The sequence below is a fragment of the Mucilaginibacter sp. 320_HR genome (assembly GCF_059691875.1).
In genome coordinates, this window is the sequence record NZ_JCAWAI010000004.1 from 554,759 (window position 1) to 579,021 (window position 24,263).

The 24,263-nt window shown below is 44.1% G+C and carries 23 protein-coding genes and 1 other RNA gene; 12 read left to right on the plus strand and 12 right to left on the minus strand.

Translation table 11 applies throughout. From position 1 onward, the window contains the following. The first annotated feature begins 3 nt into the window (after positions 1-3). Together AC59GT_RS17210 and AC59GT_RS17215 are read left to right on the plus strand one after the other, a co-directional pair. Entirely contained in the window at positions 4-1,419 is a 1,416-nt protein-coding gene (locus AC59GT_RS17210; protein ID WP_497238772.1) for an aldehyde dehydrogenase family protein, read from the plus strand. 183 nt (positions 1,420-1,602) lie between these two features. Then, positions 1,603-1,803, plus strand: a complete 201-nt coding sequence (locus AC59GT_RS17215; protein WP_497238773.1) for a DUF6597 domain-containing transcriptional factor — start codon at positions 1,603-1,605, stop codon at positions 1,801-1,803. Here the strand turns inward: AC59GT_RS17215 and AC59GT_RS17220 are convergent. After that, on the minus strand, positions 1,798-2,805 hold the full coding sequence (locus tag AC59GT_RS17220; RefSeq protein WP_497238774.1) for a zinc-dependent alcohol dehydrogenase family protein: 1,008 nt from the start codon (positions 2,803-2,805) through the stop codon (positions 1,798-1,800). The genes AC59GT_RS17215 and AC59GT_RS17220 overlap by 6 nt on opposite strands. A 140-nt stretch (positions 2,806-2,945) precedes the next feature. On the opposite strand from AC59GT_RS17220, the gene AC59GT_RS17225 reads away from it, so the two are divergent. The 3 genes from AC59GT_RS17225 (at position 2,946) to AC59GT_RS17235 (ending at position 4,808) form a co-directional block, all read left to right on the plus strand. Continuing rightward, positions 2,946-3,527 (plus strand): Crp/Fnr family transcriptional regulator, encoded by a 582-nt coding sequence (locus AC59GT_RS17225; protein WP_497238775.1) that lies wholly within the window; start codon positions 2,946-2,948, stop codon positions 3,525-3,527. A gap of 111 nt (positions 3,528-3,638) precedes the next feature. Next, the gene (locus AC59GT_RS17230) at positions 3,639-4,385 is read left to right on the plus strand and encodes an SDR family NAD(P)-dependent oxidoreductase (protein WP_497238776.1); all 747 of its coding nucleotides are present in this window, start codon (positions 3,639-3,641) and stop codon (positions 4,383-4,385) included. 39 nt (positions 4,386-4,424) lie between these two features. Then, positions 4,425-4,808 carry a hypothetical protein gene (locus tag AC59GT_RS17235; RefSeq protein WP_497238777.1) on the plus strand — a complete coding sequence of 128 codons (384 nt, stop codon included), beginning with the start codon at positions 4,425-4,427 and terminating at the stop codon, positions 4,806-4,808. 366 nt (positions 4,809-5,174) lie between these two features. Here AC59GT_RS17235 and AC59GT_RS17240 read toward each other — a convergent pair whose 3' ends face one another. The 6 genes from AC59GT_RS17240 to AC59GT_RS17265 form a co-directional block, all read right to left on the minus strand. Continuing rightward, positions 5,175-6,215, minus strand: coding sequence for a PDDEXK nuclease domain-containing protein (locus AC59GT_RS17240; protein ID WP_497238778.1), 1,041 nt, complete (start codon positions 6,213-6,215; stop codon positions 5,175-5,177). A 70-nt stretch (positions 6,216-6,285) separates the two neighbouring features. Then, positions 6,286-7,482, minus strand: coding sequence for a site-specific integrase (locus tag AC59GT_RS17245; protein ID WP_497238779.1), 1,197 nt, complete (start codon positions 7,480-7,482; stop codon positions 6,286-6,288). Positions 7,483-7,728: 246 nt separating this feature from the next. Then, positions 7,729-8,097: a transfer-messenger RNA gene (gene ssrA / locus AC59GT_RS17250) on the minus strand. Between the two features lie 149 nt (positions 8,098-8,246). After that, complete coding sequence (locus AC59GT_RS17255; RefSeq protein WP_497238780.1) at positions 8,247-9,305, minus strand: acyltransferase; 1,059 nt, start codon at positions 9,303-9,305, stop codon at positions 8,247-8,249. A 50-nt stretch (positions 9,306-9,355) separates the two neighbouring features. Beyond that, positions 9,356-10,552: a pyridoxal phosphate-dependent aminotransferase gene (locus AC59GT_RS17260; protein WP_497238781.1), complete on the minus strand. Its 1,197-nt coding sequence runs from the start codon at positions 10,550-10,552 to the stop codon at positions 9,356-9,358. Between the two features lie 137 nt (positions 10,553-10,689). Continuing rightward, a complete protein-coding gene (locus AC59GT_RS17265; RefSeq protein WP_497238782.1) occupies positions 10,690-11,100 on the minus strand; it encodes a DUF1573 domain-containing protein in 411 nt (136 codons plus the stop codon). A 136-nt stretch (positions 11,101-11,236) separates the two neighbouring features. Between AC59GT_RS17265 and AC59GT_RS17270 the strand changes: the two genes are divergently transcribed. Beyond that, entirely contained in the window at positions 11,237-13,669 is a 2,433-nt protein-coding gene (locus AC59GT_RS17270) for an alpha-ketoacid dehydrogenase subunit alpha/beta (RefSeq protein WP_497238783.1), read from the plus strand. Positions 13,670-13,836: 167 nt separating this feature from the next. Here the strand turns inward: AC59GT_RS17270 and AC59GT_RS17275 are convergent, their stop codons facing one another. The 3 genes from AC59GT_RS17275 to AC59GT_RS17285 form a co-directional block, all read right to left on the minus strand. Further along, positions 13,837-14,787: a rhomboid family intramembrane serine protease gene (locus AC59GT_RS17275; RefSeq protein ID WP_497238784.1), complete on the minus strand. Its 951-nt coding sequence runs from the start codon at positions 14,785-14,787 to the stop codon at positions 13,837-13,839. Positions 14,788-14,897: 110 nt separating this feature from the next. Continuing rightward, positions 14,898-15,485, minus strand: coding sequence for a hypothetical protein (locus tag AC59GT_RS17280; protein ID WP_497238785.1), 588 nt, complete (start codon positions 15,483-15,485; stop codon positions 14,898-14,900). Between the two features lie 47 nt (positions 15,486-15,532). After that, positions 15,533-16,753: a dicarboxylate/amino acid:cation symporter gene (locus AC59GT_RS17285; protein ID WP_497238786.1), complete on the minus strand. Its 1,221-nt coding sequence runs from the start codon at positions 16,751-16,753 to the stop codon at positions 15,533-15,535. Between the two features lie 258 nt (positions 16,754-17,011). Here AC59GT_RS17285 and AC59GT_RS17290 point away from each other — a divergent pair, with 258 nt between their 5' ends. The 4 genes from AC59GT_RS17290 (at position 17,012) to AC59GT_RS17305 (ending at position 20,137) form a co-directional block, all read left to right on the plus strand. Next, positions 17,012-17,566, plus strand: coding sequence for a hypothetical protein (locus AC59GT_RS17290; RefSeq protein ID WP_497238787.1), 555 nt, complete (start codon positions 17,012-17,014; stop codon positions 17,564-17,566). A 6-nt stretch (positions 17,567-17,572) separates the two neighbouring features. Further along, positions 17,573-18,247 (plus strand): DUF2711 family protein, encoded by a 675-nt coding sequence (locus AC59GT_RS17295; RefSeq protein ID WP_497238788.1) that lies wholly within the window; start codon positions 17,573-17,575, stop codon positions 18,245-18,247. Positions 18,248-18,417: 170 nt separating this feature from the next. Beyond that, positions 18,418-18,996, plus strand: a complete 579-nt coding sequence (locus AC59GT_RS17300) for a nitroreductase family protein (RefSeq protein WP_497238789.1) — start codon at positions 18,418-18,420, stop codon at positions 18,994-18,996. A gap of 325 nt (positions 18,997-19,321) precedes the next feature. After that, positions 19,322-20,137: a murein L,D-transpeptidase catalytic domain family protein gene (locus tag AC59GT_RS17305; RefSeq protein ID WP_497238790.1), complete on the plus strand. Its 816-nt coding sequence runs from the start codon at positions 19,322-19,324 to the stop codon at positions 20,135-20,137. 79 nt (positions 20,138-20,216) lie between these two features. On the opposite strand, the gene AC59GT_RS17310 is transcribed toward AC59GT_RS17305, so the two are convergent. Beyond that, the gene (locus tag AC59GT_RS17310) at positions 20,217-21,776 is read right to left on the minus strand and encodes a L,D-transpeptidase family protein (protein WP_497238791.1); all 1,560 of its coding nucleotides are present in this window, start codon (positions 21,774-21,776) and stop codon (positions 20,217-20,219) included. Between the two features lie 103 nt (positions 21,777-21,879). Between AC59GT_RS17310 and AC59GT_RS17315 the strand changes: the two genes are divergently transcribed. Continuing rightward, entirely contained in the window at positions 21,880-22,893 is a 1,014-nt protein-coding gene (locus AC59GT_RS17315; protein WP_497238792.1) for a glycosyl hydrolase, read from the plus strand. A gap of 4 nt (positions 22,894-22,897) precedes the next feature. After that, positions 22,898-23,416, plus strand: a complete 519-nt coding sequence (locus tag AC59GT_RS17320) for a DinB family protein (RefSeq protein WP_497238793.1) — start codon at positions 22,898-22,900, stop codon at positions 23,414-23,416. Here the strand turns inward: AC59GT_RS17320 and AC59GT_RS17325 are convergent. Further along, positions 23,394-24,026: an HAD family hydrolase gene (locus AC59GT_RS17325; RefSeq protein WP_497238794.1), complete on the minus strand. Its 633-nt coding sequence runs from the start codon at positions 24,024-24,026 to the stop codon at positions 23,394-23,396. The genes AC59GT_RS17320 and AC59GT_RS17325 overlap by 23 nt on opposite strands. Positions 24,027-24,263 lie beyond the last annotated feature (237 nt).

A 24,263-nucleotide genomic window follows, 5' to 3' on the forward strand; every position in this document is an offset into this window, starting at 1 on the left:
GATATGAAAACAATAAAAAGCGTTTTTGTGAACGGGATGTTCATTGAACCACATGGCACACACGTCGTAAAAATAAAGTCTCCTTTGGATGGAGAAGAGATCGCACAAATAATCTATGCCGACGAGCATGACACCAGTCTTGCCATCGCGGCAGCTAAAGCTGCACTGCCCGAATTTGCCGCCAGTACAAAAGCTGAACGAATTGCTCATTTAAACAGGATAAGCGTCGAAATCGAATCAAGGATAGACGATCTAATCAAGGCGACAATCCTAGAATATGGAGCTCCTAACGAGCGGGCGAAATGGGCCAACCTTATCGCAGCTACCACTTTTGCTAACCAGGTTAAACTATTAGAAGATTACGCTTTCACAAAGCAGGTGAATGAATCTACCGTAGTGATGGAATCGATAGGCGTTGCCGCTTTATTTACACCCTGGAACGCCGTAGCAGGATCTATCGCTATCAAAGTTGCTGCTGCAATAGCAGCAGGCTGTACCGTAATAATCAAACCAAGTGAGTTCGGCGCATGGCAAGCACAGATCATCATGGAATGTATTGCTGCTGCCGGTTTGCCCGCTGGTGTTGTAAACATGGTTAATGGAGATGGCGCGGTGATCACCAAACCGATCATGGAAAGTGCCGACGTGACTAAGATTTCATTCACCGGCTCTACAGTAGTAGGCAAATTACTTGCCAGGCAAGCGGTAGATACTATGAAGCGGGTAACCTTGGAATTAGGCGGTAAATCGGCTAATATTATTCTTGATGACGCCGATTTGAACAAAGCGATACCAATGGCGCTGCAAGCAGCCTTTATGAACAATGGGCAGGCGTGCATTGCCGGTACTCGGTTATTGGTGCCTGAAGCAAAGATCGATGATGTCAAAAGACTATTACTTCAGGAAGCTGCCCAGTTTGTAGTAGGTGACCCGTCTAAAGCCGAGGTCAAAATCGGTCCGGTGGCCAGTCAGAAACAATATGACCGTATTCAACAATATATCGAGACTGGTATCAATGAAGGTGCTGAGCTGCTTGCTGGTGGCCTAGGGCAGCCTGCTGGTTTGAAAAAAGGATATTACGTTAAGCCAACTATTTTTACCGGTGTCAGAAATGATATGATGGTTGCCAGAGAGGAGATCTTTGGCCCCGTACTGTCTGTAATTACATATCGCAGTGAAGACGAAGCGATCAAAATCGCTAATGATTCTGAATACGGGTTAATGGCTTATGTAAGTTCAGCCGATGAAAGCCGGGCGCGAAAAGTTGCTCTTCAACTTCAAGCGGGTAGGGTGTTAATTAATACCTTAAGACACGATCCAATGGCTCCTTTTGGCGGTTTCAAAAATTCAGGTATTGGACGGGAAAACGGAATCAAAGGTCTGGAAGAATTCCTGGAACCGAAAACAATAATCAAATAAGAAAGCTTTCATACGGGAGAACAGCTGACAATTTTCGAAATTGTCGAGGTTGGTGCTTTAAAATCTTTGTCAAAGATCACAGTTAGCTTCGTGATCAGGCTTCAAACCTAAAATATTATATTTACGAACTCTATGGTCGCGTAGGATATTAATACACTATATAGGGATCAATTAAATTGCGCATTGGCAACAATTAAGTACCAGGAATTAAGTCCGCCTCAGAAAATCTCCGAGTTCGTAGAAAGGTTTTGGATGCTTGAAAATGATTCTACTGAAGGGAAAGAACTTGTTGTCATCCCCGATGGAAGAGTGGATATATTTTTCACCTGCTCTGCTTCCGAACCGTTCCACATCTTACTGATGGGGCGTGCGGTAAGCTCATAAGGTGACGATCACCTTGCCGACCTGCTTGTTGGACTCCAAGAATCTGTGAGCTTCCACGATATCATCTAAGTGAAATTCCTCAGCAATGACCGGATGAAGTTTGTGGGTTTGCAACCCCTGATAGATAAACTCCTTTGCTGCCTGCAATCGTGCAGGGTCTGCATTAACATCCGCTACTGTAAAACCGCTTACGTTAAGATTTTTGCGCAGAATGTCCCAGGTGCTGATATTCGTCTTGTCAGGGCTTAAAGTACCATAGATTAAGATATTTCCTTTGAACGCGGCCGCTGAAAGTAATGCACTGAAATCATTGCCTCCCACCGCATCCAGAATTACGTTAGCGCCTTTGCCGCTAGTGATGCTGTTTACTTCGCTGGTAACATCCTGTTCTTGGGTTACGATCACATGCGCGGCCCCCGCATTCAGCAAAGCTTGCTTTTTAGACGAAGAGGTACTTAGGGCGATCGGGATAGCGCCTGCAGCATTAGCGATCTGTATGGCGGACAGACCCACACCGCTTGACGCTGCGTTAATCAGCACGTAATGCCCGGCGGAAACCTGTGCCTGATCTACCAGCAGGCCGTATGCAGTTAAATATGTGCTCCATAAGGCAGCAGCATCTTTAAAGTCCAGCCAGTCTGGAATTTTTTCAACGGCATAAGCCGGCGCCAGCACCAGTTCGCCATGCATCGCGTACTTATTCAGAGAAAATGCGGGAATCACGCTTACCCGGTCGCCTGCTTTCACATTCCGCACATCCGCACCTATAGATTCTACGATCCCAGCAGCTTCATAACCCAGCTTAGCCGGAAATACCGGATGCTCCAGGTAAGTACCCCTGCGATACATGGCGTCGGCCCGGTTAAGGCCCAATGCCTTGGTTTTGATGCGCACTTCATTTGCACCCGGTGCGGATACCGGTATATTTCTTACAGTGAGTACTTCTGCTTCGCCGGTTTGATCAAATATAACGGTGCGTGCATTTTTTGCTGATGTTTCCATTTTTGTTTTGAGTTTGTGATGAGACAAAGTTGGCCTAAATGCAGTTGTTCTAACGATGACCTACCGCATCAAATCATGTTGATGTACATCAATATGCGGCTAATATTGCCTGCTGCGCACCATTGAAGTATATTTGTATTATGCTTGATCCTTTGTTCAATTACATCTCAACACGCTCCCGCACGCCGTTAACTGATGCAGATAAAGCTGCTTTGCAAAATGCAGTTGTTTATAAGCGTTATAAAAAAAAGCAGTTTCTGTTACAGGATGGGGATATCTGTAAAAGCCTGAACTTTATTTTAAAGGGGGCCACGCGTCAGTACACTGTAGATGAAAGAGGCAACGAGCATATTATGGCTTTGAGCATTGAAAATTGGTGGGTAGGTGACCGGGAAAGCTACTTTAGAGAAGTGCCATCCGTTTACAACATAGATGCCTGGGAAGATACCGAAGTGCTGATGTTACCCAAAGTGCATTTGAATATCGTAACCGCTATCCCGGCTTTTGCCGAAATGCGAATGAACATTGATCAGAACCATTCTATCGCCGCACAGAAAAGAGTTTTAGGTTCTATCAGTCAACCTGCCGAAAAACGTTATGAAGACCTGCTAAGCTCTTACCCGGAATTTATGCAGCGCTTTCCTCAGCATATTGTGGCCTCTTATCTGGGTATTACCAAAGAAACGCTCAGCCGCATCAAAAGCCAGGCGGTTAAAAAGTAAGGTGCGTTTTCATGTTGATCTATATCAACGTGATTTGATATTTTACCTCATCGTTCCCTAGGTACTGGTCTGCTGATCTTTGTGATGTAATTATATAACAAAACTCAGATCATGAAAACACTCACAGGAAAAGTTGCCCTTGTTACCGGCGGCAGCCGCGGCATCGGAGCCGGCATTGTACAACGCTTAGCCCGGGAAGGTGCAAAAGTTGCCTTCACTTATATCAGTTCTAAAGAAAAAGCAGAAGCCTTAGCTGCCGAGATCTCAACGGGTGATAACAAAGCACTCGCTATTCGGGCGGATACCGGCAACCCGGATGATCTTACCGCTGCGGTAGCTGCTACTATGGAGCAGTTAGGCGCACTGGATATAGTGGTCAATAGTTCCGGGTTATTTGTTACCGGAGCCATTGACGATCCTGCTGCGGATCTGAAAGCATTTGAAAAGCAATGGCGGGTGAACGTGCATGGCGCGGTACATCTGGTACGCACGGCATTACCTCATATGACTGACGGTGGTCGCATTATCAACATCGGTTCTACGGGTGGCAGCCGGTCGCCTTATCCCGGAATAGGTGACTATGCCGCTACTAAAGCAGCACTTGCCGCCTACACCCGCAGTTGGGCGAGGGACCTGGGTAGCCGGAACATCACTGTCAATCTTATACAACCAGGACTGATCGATACGGATATGAATCCGGCAGATGGGCCTTACAGCGCAGCGATGTTGCAGTCGGTCGCCCTGGGCCGTTATGGGAAAGCTGGTGACATCGGTGCCGCAGTTGCTTTTCTGGCAGGTGAGGATTCCCAATACATCACCGGGATCACGCTTAATGTAGACGGTGGCCAAACTACCTAAAAGAGAATTAAATATTCAATTAAATCAAAAAAATAAATCATGGATACCACAGCTAAACTTTTAGAGGACAGCCTACTCCGCATATGGAATGATCGCAATGCGGAAAACAGGTTAGCCTTAATGAATGACATTTACACCAATGATATTGCGTTTTATGAAACGAATGAAGGACCTGCGATCGTTGGACATCAGGCGATCAATGAATTGATCTCACGCCTACAGGCGGGGTGGCCGGCAACTTTCACGTTTGAATTATTAGGCCCGGCGGGAATAAACCATCATGTTCAGCAGATCAGCTGGCGTTTGGGGGAGTCGGGTGCTCAGGCAGCTGCTACTGGCTCGGATATAGCTATAGTGAATGACGGGAAAATTGCTTCGCTGTTCCTGTTTCTCGGAGTAGATATAGATGTTAGCGCAGCCTAAGCGCACTCATAAACAAGGGCATCATAATTAAAAACTCACGCAACTTATGATGCAATCTTAAATTACGAGACAACGTCTCATGATTTAAGATTGCATCATAATTACAACTTCGAACTTAGGTCTTCTACTATTTCGTTAACCAAAGTAAAGTGCTGCATAGACCGCCAATTATTGGTGGTTCCACGTGCTTGGGCTTGCTTTAATTTCGCCCGTATACACCGGTCTTTCATGATCACCATTGACAAGATCTAGCACATCAAAAACCTGGATCAAAGCCAAAGAACATCAGATTCCGGTGAGTGAGATTTACGCTGGAGCAGTTTACATCAGTATGAAAGTCTTTTTTGATCTATTCTCGTCGCCTTGTTACTCTAATTGACGCTTTAATTCCTCCTTTCTCGGCAGATAAAGTTTATACTCCTTGCTGAAGATATGCTGGTTATCTAATGGGAGGGTATATTCAACAACCGCACTGTTATTTTCTTTACATAGAATGATACCTATGGTTGGATTTTCATTATTTAATTTGATCTTCCGGTCATAGTAGTTAACATACATCTGCATTTGGCCAATATCTTGATGTGTGAGTTTACCGATTTTTAGATCGATCAAAACGAAGCAGTTCAGCAATCTGTTGTAAAATACCAGATCGACCCAGAAGTGATCGCCATTAAGTGTAATCCTCCGCTGTCGCCCTTCGAACAGGAACCCTTTACCTAACTCGAGCATGAAATGCTCAAGTTTGTTAATAATAGCTGTTTCCAGGTCATTCTCAGAATATCGGCTGTCTTCTTTCAAATTTAGAAATTCCAGGATCAGGGGTTGCTTCAGGATATCCGTTGGCCGCTCTAGAATCTTTCCTTCCTGTGCAAGTCTCTGAACGGCTTCTTTATCACGGCTTAATGCCAATCGTTCATACAGTGAAGACCCTATTTGACGCTGTAGTTCGCGAACCGACCAGTTGTTGGTCACGGCTTCCAAATGATAAAATTGGCGCTCCTGCTTACCTTTGATTTTTAATAGTTGAAGATAGTGGGTCCAGCTTAGTCCAAACTCATTCTGTAAATTCCGAATCACTGATTCGGAATTTAAGTTACCTGCATCAGAAATCCTACGCAGTGCGTCGGAATTTCTGTATTCAAGATAAAATGCTCTCATGTTCTCCAGGTTATCTGTCGAAAACCCCCGACCGAAAATTTGAGTCAGATAGGAACTGAGATTCTTGATGGTTGCCGCGCCATAGGAGGCATAGGTTTGCCCGCCCTGCTCATCTTCTACGATCATCCGCCCAATTTGGAAATGAGTTAGTACCATATTTATATTGATACTCTTAACTACACTTCGTTGGGCATTCTCAATCAATTCCCTGACTGATAAAAACAACTTGTCTTTTTGATGAGGTTTCATCCGTTTGCCCTTTCTTCTGCAGGTGAAATTTTGCATGGGGCAGCAGCGGCTGAGTCAAATTTCGCCCTTATTAAATCCATATCCCGGCTAACCTGACTGTCCAGGATTTCGCATAGTGCTGGGTTGTCCGGATGTTTTTATGTCCCAGCATTTTCGAAACACTTTCGATGGATACGCCATTGGCTAACGTGACTGTGGTCGCAAAGGTGTGACGGGCAATGTGGAACGTCAATTCCTTTTCTATACCACAAACATCCGCTATTTCTTTCAGGTAAGCGTTCATCTTCTGATTAGTGAGTACAGGTAGCAATTTTCCTGCATTAACACATTCGGGATGATTTTCATATTTGTTGAGAATGTCTAAAGCTGCAGGAAGGAGGGGTATACGGGAGGCCGTATCGGTTTTCTGACGAGTGGTGAATATCCACTTGTTGTTGTCAATACCGGTGTTGATCTCAATCCGTTTAAGTTTGTTCACATCGGCGTAAGCCAAACCTGTAAAACAACTAAACAAAAAAACATCTTTCACCTGATTGAGCCGGTCGCTGACAAATAATTTATTTTGTATCGCTTCCAGTTCCTCACTCGACAAAAAGTCTCTGATCACTTCCTTAATCTTAGTTTTATAATTACCGAATGGATTACGATCAAGCCAGTTGTTAGCCATGCAGAGATGCACGATCTTCTTCACGTTTTTGATGTATTTTACGGCTGAATTGTTATTACAATTCCGAACGGTTCTCAAATAGAATTCCAATGAGGTGACAAATTCATGATCCAAACGACGGATATCTATATCAGATACCTTGTACTTCCATTTGAGAAAGTTGATCAGATGCTTAAGCGTGGTTTGATAGCGGATAGCTGTCGCACGGGCGTACTCTTTGCCCACTAACGCTTCCATTTGACGGTTGTGATCCTGAAAGATGGGAATGAGCATCCGGGTAGTTACTTCCCCCTGAACACCATTCATGCGATCCTTGAAAGCCTGCGCAGTAAGCGGTATTTTTCGTTCCAGCATTTCACGGTAAATTTCATAAGCATTCTGTTCCAGAGTCTTTAAATGGTTGTTAATGGAGCGTGCTTCGTCTGAACTACCCGTCGCTTTTTGAGCTTCGATATTCCACATTGACGGGTTAACACTTCGCTTGGTAGCAACTTCGACGCGGCTGCTATCGATCGTAATTCTTAAATAAATAGGCGCATTTCCTCCGGAATGAACCTTGGTTCGTTTCACCTGAAACGAAAGGGCAAAATTTGTAGTCATAATAGGTCTCGCAACTAGTTAAAAATCATGTTAAAAACTACTGACAATCTGGCGTGCCGATTTTTGCAATACACTGATTGTAAGCTCGTTGTGGAGTTTTGCGCGACCTAAGTTACAAAAGTGCAAACAGGTCTCGATTAGGTCTCCCGAAACATGCATTTATATAGACTCTTTTAGACTGGAATTCATAAAAAAAACGCTATAAATCGATGATTTATAGCGTTTTTTACTCATTTAAACCTTAATTCGTGGAGCCGGAGGGATTCGAACCCTCGTCCAAACATGGTATAAAGTAAGCTTTCTACATGCTTAGCTTCTGTTAAATTGTCGGGAAGGGGAAGGCCAGTTGCTTGCCTGTACCGTCTTCCGTAGGTGCTTTATCTCGCCTGCTTATCACACCCTAAGCGGGCCAGTTCCGTTTGTCGATGCCCCTGATGCCGGCTCAATGGAACCGAAAACCGGCGGGACAAAAGCTATGCTAATTCTAAATTAGGCAGCTAAGGCGTAGTTATTTTCGCCGTTTGTGTGTTTGAGTGTTCAGATTAGAGCGCTAATTCACCCAACGCGCTGCATGCTTACTTATTCATCTCCATCCTGTCAATTCCGGTCGACCCCATTTTGTTGAGCCTGCTTTTGTTGCTGCAGTGAGCAGATAATAATGCAAATATACAATTTAGTTGGTAAAGCCCCTGTATAAAGCACCTGCTATAACAAAAGCAAAATCCTTACCAAAGTACATATAACCCGACAGCCGTGCAGTTAACTTATTCCACAAGATGTTTTAACAGTGGTATTTTACGCATCAACCATATTAACAGCCATGAAATTAGAAAGCATGCCAGGGCAATGGTAGGGATGCTTACAATAGGATTAAAGGCTGCATAAGTAATTCCGTTTAATTCAAAAAAATTAAGAACCAAGGGGTGGCAAAAGTAGATGCCTAAAGTGCTTTTGCTTACATTATCTAAAAACACTTGCATGGGTTGGGCTATCTTGACAACCGTGTATTTAGCTATGGTCAATGCACTGGCAGAAAGCAATACTACAAAAGGACCGATTGGTTCGTAAAAGTAGGTGCTTAGTTCATGGAGCTTAACCTGACGATAGTATGTACCCGCAGCTATAATAGTGGCTAAACAAATAAAGGCCAATGCAGCGCTGACCGCGATGCCATGAAGGTTGATCTTTTTGTGAGATAAATAATAACCCAGCACCAGGTAGCCGATGTAACCGCTGAAGTTATGCAGATCTACAGCGGTCTCTAATGAGCTCAGGTAAGGAAGACTAAAAAGCATTGCGAAAAACCACACTGCTAAAAAGTAAAGTAGCTCTTTTTCTGTTGCATTGCGCACGAATTTACTTAGCACAGGGATAAATAAGTACAAACCAATAAGTTCGTATATGTACCACAGGTGGTAATAACTACCTGTTTTTAACTGGTGCAGAACAAAACGTACATCTGTCCAAATTTTACCGGTGAAAACGAATTCTTCGTTGTAGTAGCGATAAGTGATATATACTAAGCTCCAAAATAAAAAAGGCAGGATCAACCTGCCTAAACGTTTTCTTAAAAAATCAAACAGGTTGTATTCGCGACCGAGGAGTAAAGCACCTGTTATCATCACAAACACAGGAACCGCGAAGCGGGTAAGTGCGTTATAAAGGTCGCCCGCAATCCAATCTGAAGCGCTAACTGAATTGTATGCGAATAATAGTGGCGAAGCCGTGTGCAAAGCAACTACAGCAAATATTGCAATCAGCCGGAGATTATTCATCCAACTGATGTTACCTTTATTTGTATCAAAGGTCTCGCTAAACCTCATAAATTACTCGCAGCAAGAACCAACTTTATTTACGCCTTTAACTTATTTTGCTAAACTCTTCCTGGGTAAGCTTTTAATCCTTCTGCAAGGCAGGTCATTGCTTTATTTAGATCGTCGTTGTTAAGCACATACGCCATGCGGACTTCGTTTGTTCCGGCGCTTGGCGTGCTGTAAAAGCCGGTAGCCGGAGCCATCATCACAGTTTGGTTCTCATAACTGAAGCTTTCTAACATCCACTGGCAAAACTTATCAGCGTTATCTATGGGGAATTTTGCTACCACATAAAATGCACCACCAGGATTTGGGCAGTAAACACCTTCAATTTTGTTAAGGGCAGATACCAGCGTATCGCGGCGTTTAGTGTATTCGGCGTTAACGGCATTAAAATATTCATCGGGTGTATCAACCGCAGCCTCCCCGGCTATTTGTTCTACCATGCCCGGTGATAATCTTGCTTGTGCAAACTTTAAACCGGCAGCAATTACAGCCTTGTTTTTGGTGATAAGGCATCCCAGGCGCGCGCCGCATGCACTATAACGTTTGCTGACAGTGTCCATAACAATTACGTTTTCATCAATGCCGTCCAGGTGCATAGGAGATATGAATGTGCGTCCGTCATAACAAAACTCACGATAGGCTTCGTCTGAAAATATATAAAGGTCGTACTTTAAAGCAAGTTGCTTTAACGCCTCAAGCTCTTCTTTAGAGTATAAGTAACCTGTTGGGTTGTTGGGGTTGCAAATGATTATAGCTTTGGTTTTTGGTGTGATAAGCTTCTCAAATTCGCTTATCGGCGGCAGCGCGAAACCATTTTCAATGTAAGACAATATTGGTTTTACCACAACATCGGTTTGGTTAGCAAAACCATTGTAGTTCGCGTAAAAAGGTTCAGGAATAATTACCTCATCACCTTCATCAAGGCAGCTCATCATTGCAATAGTAATTGCTTCAGATCCTCCTGTCGTTACAATTATATTTTCAGGCGTTATGTTATAACCTAATTTGTTGTAGTACTCTACAAGCTTTTTACGATAGCTCAATGTGCCCTCGGAAGCGGTATAAGCCCAAACTTTAAAGTCGATATTCTTAATGGCATTCAGCATGCCTTCCGGGGTTTCTATATCAGGCTGACCAATATTTAAATGATAAACCTTTTTTCCTTCCAGCTTAGCCTTATCAGCAAAAGGTGTTAGCTTACGTATAGGTGATGCGGGCATGCGTTGCCCTTTCTGCGAAATTTTTGGCATGTGCAAAATTAGCAAAATATTTAACCCCTTTAAATTTCACTTAGAGAGAGGTGAGATAATCTAGCGGCAGTGAAGACCGTTGCGAACAAAAAAGGCATCGAGTGTCGATGCCTTTAGATTTTTTAAGATTAAGATACTTATTTGCTGCTTGCTGCAGGCTTTGCTATTACCTCACCTGTAATATTCAGGTATTTTGTAGGTGTTTTAGCATTTGAAGTAACCACAATGGTTTTATTAAAGCCAGAAAGTGCAACTGCATTATAGGTAATCTTGATTGTTCCTTTTGCACCTTTAAGAACCGGCGTTTTAGTGTAATCGGCAATTGTACAGCCGCATGTTGGCCTTACTTCCGACAAAATCAGAGGTTCCTGGCCAACGTTGGTGAATTCAAAAACGGTAGTAACAGGCACACCTTGTGGTATCTTGCCAAAATCGTGTTTTTCCTCGTTGAATTTAAATTCAGCTTTGTCGTCACTTTGCGCCATGGCAGTATTTGCAGTAAAGGCAAGGCCTAAAAACACTGCGCAGATTATCATTATCTTTTTCATAATTACCTATTTGATTACTACAAATATAAAAGGTTTAAAGTAATAACAAAACTAATGTGGTAAGGAGATGTTTTACTAACAGCCTACAAAAAACAAAACAGAATTTTATACTTTTACCGCTTAAACGAAATATAGTATGCCCGAAACTGTATTACAACAAGGCAATGATCTGAAAGCCGGCGAACTCAGTTTTGACGATTTCCGGAAAATTGTGATAAGCGATTACCGTATTGGTTACGAAAGCCGCCAGGCAAGTTTGCTGGGCAGGCGCGAAGTACTTACGGGTAAGGCTAAGTTTGGCATATTTGGCGATGGTAAAGAAGTTGCCCAATTAGCCATGGCGAAAGTTTTTCTTACGGGAGATTGGCGCGCTGGTTACTACCGCGACCAAACCTTTATGTTCGCTACAGGCATGAGCAACCTTAAAGAGTTTTTTGCACAGTTATATGCAAATCCTGATATTACAAAGGACCCTGCATCAGGCGGAAGGCAAATGAACTGCCACTATGCTACTCGTTATGTAGATGAGAACGGCAACTTTACCAATCAGGCACAAACCAAGAATACAGCTTCGGACCTTTCTACAACAGGAGGGCACATGCCCCGCTTGCTCGGGCTGGCTTATGCATCTAAACTATACCGCCAGAACAAAGAACTCGAATACCTGAGTAACTTTTCTGTAAATGGAAACGAGGTAGCATTTGGAACAATCGGCAACGGCTCCACTTCTGAAGGTTTGTTTTTCGAGTCTTTTAATGCTGCCGGAGTATTGCAGGTACCAATGGCTATCTCAATATGGGATGATGCTTACGCAATATCAGTTCCGGCCCGGTTGCAAACTACCAAATCAGATATATCAGAAGTACTCAAAGGCTTCCAACGGGATGCCAACGGTAAAGGATACGAGATATTTAAAGTAAAGGGTTGGGACTACGTTGCCCTTTGTGAAACCTACGAGCGCGCCATCAAAATCTGCCGTGAAGAGCACGTACCGGTAATGATACATGTTACGGAGATGACGCAGCCACAGGGACACTCTACGTCAGGGTCCCATGAGCGCTACAAGTCTAAAGAACGCCTTGCCTGGGAAGAGGAACACGATTGCCTCTTACAAATGCGTAAATGGATGGTAGAGTCGGCTATCATCACCAATGAGGAGATTGATGAGCTTGAAGCAACCGCAAAAAAATACGTTCGCGAATGCCAGAAAGCTGCTTGGGCAGATTTGGATGGCGAGATAAAGGATGAAATGGCGGATGCCGTTCGCCTAATGGAAAGCGTTGCCGAACATTCATCTAAATACGCTGAGCTGCATCAGTTGATAGAATCGCTGCAGGCGTGTGTTGATCCCGGTAGGAGAGATACCGTCGCTGCTATAAAAAAGGCGCTTCGCATTACGTTAAATGAGAAGACAGAACAGCGCCAGGCCTTGGTTGATTACTTAAAAGCCGAAACGATAAAAAACAAAGAACGGTTTAATTCAAAACTGTTTACTAACTCGCCGAATTCACCTTTACTGGTGCCTGCAGTGGCAGCAGACTATACCGACGACTCAAAACTGATAGACGGCAGGGAAGTGCTTAACGCGTGCTTTGACGCTAACTTTGAACGGGATAAAAGCATTGTTGCCTTTGGCGAAGACGTAGGTGCAATTGGCGATGTAAACCAGGGGTTTGCCGGTTTGCAGGCCAAGTACAGCGATCTGCGGATCACTGACACTGGTATTCGTGAGGCAACTATAGTGGGGCAGGGCCTGGGCTTGGCCATGCGTGGCTTCCGTCCGATTGCGGAGATACAATACCTGGATTACCTGTTGTACGCCCTTACCGTACTTAGCGACGACGTTGCGAGCCTTAGCTATCGCAGCAGCGGCGGGCAAAAAGCCCCACTTATTGTACGTACCCGTGGGCATCGTTTAGAGGGAATCTGGCACTCCGGGTCGCCACTAGGCATGATACTGAACTCGATGCGGGGAATGCACATATGTGTGCCACGTAACATGACGCAAGCAGCCGGCATGTACAACACCCTTTTAAGAGGCGACGAACCGGCTTTGGTTATTGAAAGCCTCAACGGTTATCGCCTTAAAGAGAAACTACCCGCTAACGTGGGTGAATTCACTGTACCGCTGGGGAAAGCAGAGATTGTAAGAGAAGGTACCGATGTTACCGTTATTAGCTATGGCTCAACGCTGCGGATTGTACAGGAAGCTGCCGAAGACCTGGAGAAGATGGGCATTAACATAGAGGTGATAGATCCGCAAACGCTCTATCCGTTTGATACGGAACACATCTGCGCTCAGTCGCTGCGGAAAACAAATAAGCTGCTGGTAGTGGATGAGGATCTTCCGGGTGGTGGTTCTGCTTATATACTGCAGAAAGTACTGGAAGTCCAGGAAGGTTACTTTGCACTGGATGCACAGCCTAAAACGCTTTGCGGCGCCGAACACCGGCCGCCGTACGGATCAGATGGCGACTACTTCAGCAAGCCTTCTACTGATGATATTATAGATGTTGTTTACAGCATGATGAACGAGGCAAACCCTGCCAAATACCCACCATTATACTAACAGGCGTAACACGCGTGAGTGTGTTACACCTGTTACACTTATTTTGCTCTCATTTTAAGTAAATCCTTGTAGTTAAGCTTCTTGTGAAATTTACATGTTGTAACATGTTACAGTTTTTGCAACCATGTTACAGTTTTTCGGCAATTTTGTGATGGTGATACAGGCGTTTATGCGTCAGGTTTCGTCTCATCGTTAGGGTCGGTTTCTTCCGCTGCTTGTTCAACACTCGCGGCTCGCTTTCTTGAAGTTCTTTTATTTTGCTTGGGAGGCTTCACAAACGCTGACATGATCAAGCCAACAATAATACCCCCAACAAGTCCGCCCACATGCGCAGCGTTATCTACATTGCCTTTTAGACCGAATAACAGATTTATACCTGCATAAAGGCCTATAAATATTAATCCTCCGGTTTTAAATGCACCATCGGTTTTGTTGGTGATAAGCAAAGCAAGCAATACACCGCATAAGCCAAATATTGCACCAGAAGCGCCCACGCTAACAGTATCTGGATGCCACCAGATACTGGCGATACTCGCAATCAGGCCGCAAGCGAAATAGGCGACAAAAAGTTTTACTCTCCCGATATACTGCTCCACCATTGCACCCACAATTAGTAGCCCGTAAGTATTTCCAAACAAGTGCATAGCACCGCCATGTAAAAATGTACTGCTGAGTAAGCGCCACCACTGCCCGGCTAGCACAGCTGCGCGCTGGTTCGCTCCCCATTGGTACAAATCCTGCGCATCAAATGACATAAAACCAAGTCCAGCAAAAACCATTATTACAAACACCAGGATGTTTACGCCGGTAAGTATGAACGTGGCGGACGCTTCCCGTCCTTGGGTTAGTATTGCAGATAGATGCTTTGCCGGGGACAATTTATCTGCTGATTTCGCCTGTAATTTGCTTAGCTCATAGGGTTCTAATCCGGGCAGCATGCACATCACCAGCCAAACCATGGTCCCAATGGCAAAAGACCCCAATGTCCATTCAAAATACTTACCGTTCCGGTCTTCAAAGGGTTCTTTCATTGCTTCAAAAACGATGGGTTGCACTTCGTTAGAGAACACGCTGGCAACGGCGTGATAGTAAGCTTTACGTGCATTGTTGTTACCCATGCGGTTCAGATACACCAGATCATCCAGTTCTGCTGCTCTAAATTGCTGCTCGGCATCAGCAGCAAGGTCCTTAAAAGCTTGCTCCTTTTCCGCGTCGTTAACGGAATTGCTTATTGTTTGCTGTATTTAACGCCAAGCCAGGCTATCGGTGGACGCGAAAGTTGTTGTGCGGTTGAATCAACCTTCTCCCTGCTATCAACAACAGGGCAAGCTAAATAAATATAAAAGGTTAAATATTGGTCATTCTTACCGCTAACTTCCGCTTTCCGGTAAATTGCGGGGTGCAGTTTATCTACATAGTGCTGTTTAATCTTATAATACTTGGTCAAATCACCACCCGGCAGCTCACTAATCCTGTTCAGCGTGGTTAGCACTCCTGTGGCAGTTTCCATGTATTTTTGAAATAGTACAACCGGTACAGAAAGCGCTATCCAGCCGATAAAGAAGTAAACGCCCGGGAGATCGACCTTTTTACTTTTCAGTTTTAGGAGTTTGCCCCGGGGAGCTATCCATAATGAGATAATTAAAATAGATAAGCCACCCGGCAACCAATAAGAGACAAGCTCTTCATTAAGAGACAACACCGTATACTTATAAACAAGCAGCCACGTAACAAAGCTATAGATGAGTAAATAGGCTGCTGCAACAAGCAAGCCTCTGAGGAAGACCAGTTTGATCTTAAGTAATGAGGGACGCATTTAAAGGATAGGATTTTACAGCTAATGTAATAAAAAGACTGCTTTTGCTATTTATGAGTTGGCGTTTTTCCCTCAACAAACCGGTTGATCAGCATGGCTGCCGCGGTATCGCCAGTAGCGTTCAGGAGGGTAGCTATAGGGTCTATCAGCGTACCTATGATGATGGCCGGTGGCAGCGCTTCTGCCGGGAAACCGTAAGCCGAGATGAACAGCAGTTCGCCAATGTATCCGCCGTTAGGTATGCCACCTTCTACAACGCTCACCAATACGGTCATGCCAAGGGCCAGCAGGATATTTTGCGGACTATCAAACCCTTTGCCGAACATGGCAAATACTACCGCCATTTTCAGAATAGAGGATATGCTCGAGCCGTCTTTGTGTAATGTCCCGCCAAGAGGGATGGTGATGCCCGCTATGACATTGGTAATGCCCATCTTACGGGCGGCATCCAGGTTGGCAGGGATGGTGGCTATACTGCTGCAGGTAGCAACAGCCGTTGCAGAAGGTATAATATTGTTTTTCCAGTACCGCCTGATGCCGCTAATACCGCCGGCAATAAACGCGTAAATACTATATACCACGGCGTACACAAATATACTGACGCCGTAACCTATCCCCAGTATATGGGCATAGGTGCCAAACAGCGATGGCCCGAACTCTGCCACCTGGTAGGCGAAATAAGCCCCCAAACCCACCGGTCCGGCTTTCATGATAATGGTGAACAGTTGTTTAAAAACTTCGCTTCCGTCATTCAGGAAACGGGTGAAGGCTGCACCTTTTTCACCGGCGCGCAGGCTGGCAAAGCCAACCAATATGGCAAAGATGATCATGGCCAGCATGTTCTTGCGCGATAGCAGGTTGAAGAATTCGCTGGTAGTAAAAAGCTGCGTTATTTGTTCACCGGTGAACTTACCGGTGGCACCAGCGTCTATATTCGCCTTCGCGGATGCCATGCTGTTGCCCAGCGGCAATATCCAAACTGCTATAATGGTTACCACAGCAGCTACGATGATGGTCCCTAAAAATACGGCCGCCGTTACGCCCATTATGCGCCCAAGCTTCTGCGTGCCCTGCAGGTTGGCAATGGCCGATGCTATGGCGAAAAACACCAGTGGGATAACCGCTACAAACAACAGGTTAAGGAATATATCGCCAATGGGCTTAAGTACCGCTGCATCCTTCCCTAACACAACACCAGCAATGGTACCGGCAATAATGCCCGCCAGCAACCATAGTATACTGCTATAATTTTTTATCCAGTTGTTCATACACCATTATGCCCCATAGCGGCAATGGCGAAAGGTAAAAATTTTGGTTGAGTATTTTGGATAGAGTTACCTAAGATATACTGCTCCGTTGTTCTTGTGTCGAACAAATGCTAATTGAAGGTGGGTAACATTCTTAATGATATTGAGTATATTTAACATCCTAAGACTTACCTTAGGCATGTGGATTTTTACAGCTCCTGCCTTTCACTTCTGAATAATAATCTATATTATCTTATAAAAACAATAGATCCTTATCAAATGACTTTTACCTTAGGTAGCCTATTTCCAAAAAAAACCATAAATGAACCTTACTTAGAATTAGACGATCCTCGCTGGGCAGAATTAGAAGGGGGTTATAGAGGTTCTTTGTATGATGCTTCAGTAGTATTAAGTCGGTTGAAAAACAGCGTGGCAGTGAATGAAGTAAGCGCTATCTATCAGGAATTATGGGACAAACTGCACCATCAAGGCGATGTAGGATTAGCCTCGTATTATGCGGTTCCTCATATGATCTCGGCTGCAAAATCAAATCAAATAATTGATTACAACGTACTGGGATTGGTATCGCTGATAGAGATACAGCGCCATAAAAATAACCCCGCAATACCCTCGTTACTTTATCCAGCGTATGCTACGGCTTTAAGTGAACTAACCTCGTTAGCAATAAGCATAATCGGTAATGATTGGGATTTAAGTACTGCTTCAGCGGCACTAGCTGCTATAGCAATCGCAAAGAAGCAAATTACGCTTGGCAATGCTATTCAAAACCTGGATAGCGAAGATGTAATAGAAGAATTTTTGGAACAATATTGATGATCTATGTCGAAGCCGACTTTTGAAGCCGAGCACAATTCCATTTGCGCCTTTGCAGACATGCCTATTCTTGATTTTTATAAGGAACATTTTGATGCCGTTTATATCATGCTACATCCCTTTTTTAAAGCTACTGAAAAACAAGAAATCACCCGAATAGTATCATGGAATGAAATGTTATCATTAACAGGATTCAAGAATATTAATCAACTGGATATTGCACTTAGGAACAATATAGGCGGTCTTGTTGACAGATGGAAGAATGACGAAGACGTTAAAATTTTGAGATCTGTTTGTGAGGAGTATGACATACTTCTACCATCGGAGGGAATTTTTCAAGTAACACTTGAAAAACAGATGTTGCAAAGTCTAATTGAACAGGGTCACCATTATATGTTTATAGCAGATGAATTTGGATTTGAAAGGAAACTAGCCTACATACAAGAGTGTATAGAGGGTAAGGACGATACAACTCTACAATGGGGCCCGCAACGTAACTGGTATACTAATAAGCACGAAATACTTTATACCGTTCACTGGGATAGTCATTTTACGATGCTGTGCTCAGACAACCTAACTATTAGATCTATACTAAAAAAAACTCCTTTGAAGGGTTTTACTGCAATGAAGAAACAGAAATTTATTGGAGTTGTGTATGTAGTTAATACGTTGTATTCATGACGTTGAATAGATTTTCTCCATCGGCACAAATTTGCGGATCGGTAAGCAGGTAGAGGTAGCTTGTGCCTATTGTTCGGCATGACAACAGTTTTAGTTGTTCACAACTTAACTCATTACCTTTCCTCAAAAATTCCTAATTTGCGGCACTCAAAAAGCTTATAGAAATCATTATGGAATCTACTTTCGCTGCTGTTGCAAGCAATATAAAAGCACGCCGTACCATTAAGCCATCTACCATGAATGGCAACAAAATACCTAACGGCCACGTGGCCTCGGTACTGGAACTTGCCGACTGGGCGCCTAATCATGGCAATACCGAACCATGGCGTTTTATCGTTTTTGAGGAGCCTGCTAAATACTGCGCTATCCATGCCGATATTTACAAAAGCACCACTACTGAGGAAACCTTCAATCCAACCACCTATACTAATCTTACTAACCAGGGTAACAATTCGTCGCACGTGGTAATTGCTTATCAAAAACGTGGTGACCTGCCAAAGATCCCCCAGTTTGAAGAAATAATTGCTACTGCCTGCGCTGTACAAAACCTGCTGCTTGGCGCAACTGCGCTTAACATTGGCGCTTTCTGGAGTACTGGCGGTGCTGTTCTTAAACCTGCATATGCAGAACACTTTGGCCTGGGTGCTGAAGATGCTGTGTTAGGTGTGCTTTTCCTGGGCTATACAGATGTACAGCCGGAAGGTAAGCGCAAAATACCTGTAGAGGAAAAGATCGTTTGGAATAAATAATCCTGAATAAAACACGATAACAAAGGCCATCCGGAGATATGATCCGTTTGGCCTTTGTCATTTACAATGGCAGTGCCCATGGTAGATAACATTGCAGGTAACGTTAATCAGCCGTTCTCCCGAGAAAAATACTTGCACTTTTCATCTGTATTGTTTAACTTTACTGTAAGCAAATTAATCATTAGTATATGATGTGATTAAAATGACACTGTTACCTGGTTGTTTTTGTATATTTGTATTAGCATTCGCAATTATTAAACCGCAAATCCTGCACCGTAGCTGCCCTGAATTGATTATAAACTTATTGGATTAAACCCATAATATTATGAGAAAACATCTTTGGTGGATCATAGGCGCTTTATTGTTATTTTCCGTAACTGTTATCAGCTGGAAACCTTCAAGCGCATCAAAAAACATTAATGGTATTGTTAAAACAGGTGGTACATTAACCAGCAAAGAGTTCTTTGCTCAATATGTAAACCAACTTTACCAGACTGCCAACCTGGCCCAAACCGGTATGGATATAGCCGTGCTGCAAAAAGCACTTACAGGTTATTACAATCTTAAACTGGAAAACAAACTGGCTAAAAACAGCAACATTATCACCGTGGTAGACTTTAACAAGCCAAGCCGCGAGAAGAGGATGTGGATCATTGACGTATTGAACAAAACGGTACTGCTGAACACCTGGGTTGCCCACGGACAAGGCAGTGGCAACGATATGGCTACAGCGTTCTCTAACAATAACGAGTCGCACCAGAGCAGCCTTGGTTTTTACCTTACGGATGATGTGTACATTGGCAAACATGGCCAGTCACTACGCTTAAATGGTTTAGATGAAGGCATCAACAGCGCTGCCCGTGCACGTGGCATTGTAGTACACGCTGCAGATTACGTAAGCCAGGGTACTATTAACCAATTGGGTCGTTTAGGTCGCAGCTTTGGTTGCCCTGCTGTATCTCCCGAGGTTTCAAGCCTGGTGATCAATACTATAAAAGGCGGTTCGATGCTGTTCATCAACGCAAATACTGCTAACTATACATCTAAATTACTAGATGAGAATGCCCCGGCAAACTTTTTAATGCCGGCCACAGCAGATACTGCTAAAGCAGACAGCACAGCTTTAGTAGCAAAATTGTAACAGAACTAAACTAAATACCGCAAAAAGCCCGGCCATTACAGCCGGGCTTTTTTGTTTATATAGGAAGGTGTAAATTGAGTTACAAGTTAGCCAGTTGCTGGCTTGGAGCTACGAATTTTTGCAGATGGCCATATAATACAATGTCTAACCCGTAAACATCGGGCCTGAACTGTATAACGCCATTGCTGTCTGCCCAGCAGGTAATATAGGTTAAGTAAACCGGAACTTTTTTAGGTACTGCAAGGGTAGTAGGGTCGGGGTTGTCCTGGCTCATGTCATTTGCAATTTTCTGATAGGTAGAACCATCGCCAAACAATACTCTTGCAAGCTCCTGTGGTTTTTCCAGGCGTACACAACCGTGGCTTACTGCGCGCATGTTCCAGTTAAACGGTTCCTTTGCAGGGGTGTCGTGCAGGTAAACACTGCTCTTATTGTTGAACAGGAACTTGATCTTACCAAGCGCATTATCATCACCAGGTTTTTGTTTGAACTCGTAATCTCCTGCCGAAGCGCTTGCCCAATCTATCGTTTCAGCGTCTTCTACCTTTTTGCCATTCTTATATACGTCAATGTTTTTGTTTGATAAGTAGTAAGGGTCTTTAGCCGCCTCTACCATTATCTCTTTACTGGCAATGCTCTGCGGGATGTTCCAAACAGGGTTTACCTGTACACTGTGTATCATGCTGTTTAGCTGCGGTGTTTCGCGGCTGAAAGGGCGGTCGATCTTGTCGCTTTCATCGTACTCAACAAGCGAGTTCTCACGGTCTTTATTGCGGCCTTCGCCAACACACACTTTCATGTTCAGGATAGACTGGCCATGGTCTATTACATCCAGGCGGTAATCGGGAATGTTCACAATTACATATTTGTCTTGAGTAGGCTTGTTTTTCCAGCGCAGGCGTTCCAAATTCACTACCAGATAGCGAATGGTTTCTTCTTTGCTCATACCCGGTGCAACACTGCCTGATGACAGCGCCTTTTGCAAAGCAATATACTGCGGATCCTTAGGCTGTATGCTGTCCAGGTAATGCTTCATGTCTTTTATGTAGAATATCTTTGACATGCCTGCACTGTCCGGCCTTTTAGTTTCGGTGTAGTAGCGCTGGTATATTTTACGCGGGCTGATCATACCGTACTGAAGCGCGTTTGAGTAGTTGATAAGCGAATTGGCTGTTTTGATTTCCAATAAAGCGATATCACGGTACGCCTCGTCGAGGTTCTTGATGGCTTTCTTGTCCTGGAATTTATCTACCAGGGCTTTAATCTCGTCGGCATTGAACATTTTAGGGTCAAGGCCATGTTGATTTACTTTTTCGAAGTAGTTAGCGGTAAGGTCTACATCACCGTTAAAGATGTGGTCCATTACAAAAACCGGATCGTAACCGTTTTCTTCGTAGAAGGCGCCGATAAGTTTTGGATTAGCCACATGGCTTTTCTCTTCTTCCATTACTTTCTTGAAAACGTCGGCCAAACCTTCGGGAGTGGCATCTCTGAACACTTTGTTCTTGGTTTTTTTGTAAAGGGTGGCGCCCAGGTCAGAGCGGCTTTTCTTTTTGCAGCTTTGCAGAATAAGTAGCGAGGCAGAAAGGATGATCAGCGTAGTGAGCCAGAAGGCTTTTTTTATGTTAAAGTTTCGCATCAGTGAATATTAGATTGTAAAATTTCTTTCAACATAGCAATACCTATACCACATTTAGTTTTATTTTTAGTGGTGGTAAATATGTAGCCATTTTAAAGCAATCATGAGAAAGTTATTATATGTAGTTCCGCTGTTATTGCTGTCGTGCCGGCCAATGGCGCAAACCTTTAAGCCCGTTAATAAGAACGCCAGCGCTGAGGTGAAAAATTTGCTTGCTTACTTGTATGAGATTAACGGCAAGCACATGCTTTCGGGTCAGCATAATTACAACAGTGACCTGAATGTATTCTCCGATTCCGCAAAGAATATCACCGGAAAATACCCGGCACTTTGGGGTACAGACTTTATTCTTTGGGGCGATAAAGACCTGGGACAGAATATCGTAAATGAGTCGATAAAGAAATCGCGGGAAGGATACCTGGTCACCTTGATGTGGCACCAGGGCCGGCCAATAGATGAGCCGCCTTACGACTGGAAAAAGAGCGTACAAGGCAAGCTTACCGCCGAACAATGGACGGAGCTGACCACACCGGGCACTGCCTTAAATAAGAAGTGGGTTGCACAAATTGACGTCATAGCAGGCTACTTAAAACAGCTACAGGATGCGCATGTACCGGTGCTTTGGCGGCCGTATCATGAGATGAACGGTGTTTGGTTTTGGTGGGGCAATAAAAAGGGGCCTAATGGTATTGCCAAGCTCTACAAGATGATGTATGACAGGTATACCAACTACCATCACCTTAATAACCTGATATGGGTTTGGGGTGCCAACAGCCTGCGCGACATCCCCGAAGATGAAGCTTACCACTACAAAGATTTTTATCCGGGAGCCGAATACGTGGATATTTTAGGTACTGACGTTTACCACTTTGATTACGAACAAAGCGATTACGAAGAACTGCTTGCCCTCGCAAACGGCAAGCCCATAGCACTTACCGAGAACGGCGAGTTACCCAATGCCACAGTGCTTAAGCACCAGCCTAAGTGGCTATGGTTTATGACCTGGACGAGTTGGTTATGGACGGATAATACCAAAGATCGTGTTAAGGAAGTTTATGGCTTGCCTACCACGCTAAGCCATGATGATGTTAAAGACAGGCTGGCTACTAAACCCTAATTACATGAGCAATCAACCGGAAGTGTGGCTACGAGGGCCGCTGGATAACATGCCTTCGCTACTGCAGCCGGTGGCGCATGCCTTATTACAGGCGAGAGAAGAAGTAAATGCTTTGATGACGGACCGGCCTGATGAAAAACTTTGGTACAAGGTATACGGTATGGCTTCGGTTGGGTTTCACTTGCAGCACATGACAGGTGTGCTCGACCGTTTATTTACTTATGCCCGTGGCGAAAAGTTATCCACAGATCAATTAGCTTATCTCGAAGCTGAAGGCAAAGCGTCTGTAAAAGTATACACAACAGATGCTTTAGTGGGTAATTTTAAGAGGCAGGTAGATCTATCATTAATTGAATTGAGTAAAATTGATCCTGAAACGTTAACTGACTTCCGAGCAGTCGGGCGCTCCGGATTACCGTCTACAAGGATTGGCTTATACGTGCATGCCGCCGAGCATACCATGCGGCACCTGGGGCAACTGCTGGTAACAACAAAGGTGGTTAACCCTCCTTTACAATCCTGATCACGTCGGTGTAATCCTTGCTGCGGTAGGTTACTATGGCATCGCCATGTTTATCATGCGGGTCAAATAAGAAGGTATCAATCCCGAGCTCAACCGCGGCTTTAATTTCCGATTTCGGATCATCGCCAATCACGAGCAGGCCTTCGGCCGTGTAACCGTTCTCTGTCATTATTTGTTGAAAGATGTCCTTCTTCGTTTGGCTGGACCTTTCGGGATCTACAATGTAAATACCTTTAAAATCTGCTTCTATACCCAACATTTTCACTTTGCTCATCTGCAGTTTGGTGAAGCCGGTTGTCACCAGGTATTTATCTACCGTTATAGCGCGTAGATCATCGTACGCTGCATAGGGCTGCATTGGCTCATCAAACGTGATGTTGTTAAGCAGCTGCATGCCTTTTGCTTTTAGTTCTTCGCTAAAGCCAAACTCATCGGCCACGTGTTGGTAAGGGCGGCGGGTAAGTTCGTCCTTAGCCTTCTCCACTGCTTCCTTGTCTGCCGGCAGCAGATGTTCATCGATCAACTTGAAGAGCTCGCCAAAAAGCTTTCCGGCTATAGAGCTCACCGGATAGATGGTATTATCAAGATCAAGAATAAGTACGTGTTTCATAATGTAAAGAAGTTTACGTAGATGAGGTGTAACAAGTGTAACACGAGGAGGTGTTACACCTGATACACTTTTTCGGGTCGAAAAACAGTTAAGTTATTGATAGGTAATTATTTGAATAAAAACCGTGTTACAGTTTTTGAAACCATGTTACAGTTTTGACACTGACCCGTCCTAAAAAAAGTTTACACTATTGATTGTTAATACTGGAATGAATTTACACATTTATTGATAATCCTG

Excerpts from the sequence above, each read along its gene's own strand:
- AC59GT_RS17210 (WP_497238772.1), top strand. The coding sequence starts at position 4 with ATGAAAACAATAAAAAGCGTTTTTGTGAACGGGATGTTCATTGAACCA.
- AC59GT_RS17220 (WP_497238774.1), bottom strand. The coding sequence starts at position 2,805 with ATGGAAACATCAGCAAAAAATGCACGCACCGTTATATTTGATCAAACC.
- AC59GT_RS17225 (WP_497238775.1), top strand. The coding sequence starts at position 2,946 with ATGCTTGATCCTTTGTTCAATTACATCTCAACACGCTCCCGCACGCCG.
- AC59GT_RS17230 (WP_497238776.1), top strand. The coding sequence starts at position 3,639 with ATGAAAACACTCACAGGAAAAGTTGCCCTTGTTACCGGCGGCAGCCGC.
- AC59GT_RS17235 (WP_497238777.1), top strand. The coding sequence starts at position 4,425 with ATGGATACCACAGCTAAACTTTTAGAGGACAGCCTACTCCGCATATGG.
- AC59GT_RS17240 (WP_497238778.1), bottom strand. The coding sequence starts at position 6,215 with ATGAAACCTCATCAAAAAGACAAGTTGTTTTTATCAGTCAGGGAATTG.
- AC59GT_RS17245 (WP_497238779.1), bottom strand. The coding sequence starts at position 7,482 with ATGACTACAAATTTTGCCCTTTCGTTTCAGGTGAAACGAACCAAGGTT.
- AC59GT_RS17255 (WP_497238780.1), bottom strand. The coding sequence starts at position 9,305 with ATGAGGTTTAGCGAGACCTTTGATACAAATAAAGGTAACATCAGTTGG.
- AC59GT_RS17260 (WP_497238781.1), bottom strand. The coding sequence starts at position 10,552 with ATGCCAAAAATTTCGCAGAAAGGGCAACGCATGCCCGCATCACCTATA.
- AC59GT_RS17265 (WP_497238782.1), bottom strand. The coding sequence starts at position 11,100 with ATGAAAAAGATAATGATAATCTGCGCAGTGTTTTTAGGCCTTGCCTTT.
- AC59GT_RS17270 (WP_497238783.1), top strand. The coding sequence starts at position 11,237 with ATGCCCGAAACTGTATTACAACAAGGCAATGATCTGAAAGCCGGCGAA.
- AC59GT_RS17275 (WP_497238784.1), bottom strand. The coding sequence starts at position 14,787 with ATGGGTAACAACAATGCACGTAAAGCTTACTATCACGCCGTTGCCAGC.
- AC59GT_RS17280 (WP_497238785.1), bottom strand. The coding sequence starts at position 15,485 with ATGCGTCCCTCATTACTTAAGATCAAACTGGTCTTCCTCAGAGGCTTG.
- AC59GT_RS17285 (WP_497238786.1), bottom strand. The coding sequence starts at position 16,753 with ATGAACAACTGGATAAAAAATTATAGCAGTATACTATGGTTGCTGGCG.
- AC59GT_RS17290 (WP_497238787.1), top strand. The coding sequence starts at position 17,012 with ATGACTTTTACCTTAGGTAGCCTATTTCCAAAAAAAACCATAAATGAA.
- AC59GT_RS17295 (WP_497238788.1), top strand. The coding sequence starts at position 17,573 with ATGTCGAAGCCGACTTTTGAAGCCGAGCACAATTCCATTTGCGCCTTT.
- AC59GT_RS17300 (WP_497238789.1), top strand. The coding sequence starts at position 18,418 with ATGGAATCTACTTTCGCTGCTGTTGCAAGCAATATAAAAGCACGCCGT.
- AC59GT_RS17305 (WP_497238790.1), top strand. The coding sequence starts at position 19,322 with ATGAGAAAACATCTTTGGTGGATCATAGGCGCTTTATTGTTATTTTCC.
- AC59GT_RS17310 (WP_497238791.1), bottom strand. The coding sequence starts at position 21,776 with ATGCGAAACTTTAACATAAAAAAAGCCTTCTGGCTCACTACGCTGATC.
- AC59GT_RS17315 (WP_497238792.1), top strand. The coding sequence starts at position 21,880 with ATGAGAAAGTTATTATATGTAGTTCCGCTGTTATTGCTGTCGTGCCGG.
- AC59GT_RS17320 (WP_497238793.1), top strand. The coding sequence starts at position 22,898 with ATGAGCAATCAACCGGAAGTGTGGCTACGAGGGCCGCTGGATAACATG.
- AC59GT_RS17325 (WP_497238794.1), bottom strand. The coding sequence starts at position 24,026 with ATGAAACACGTACTTATTCTTGATCTTGATAATACCATCTATCCGGTG.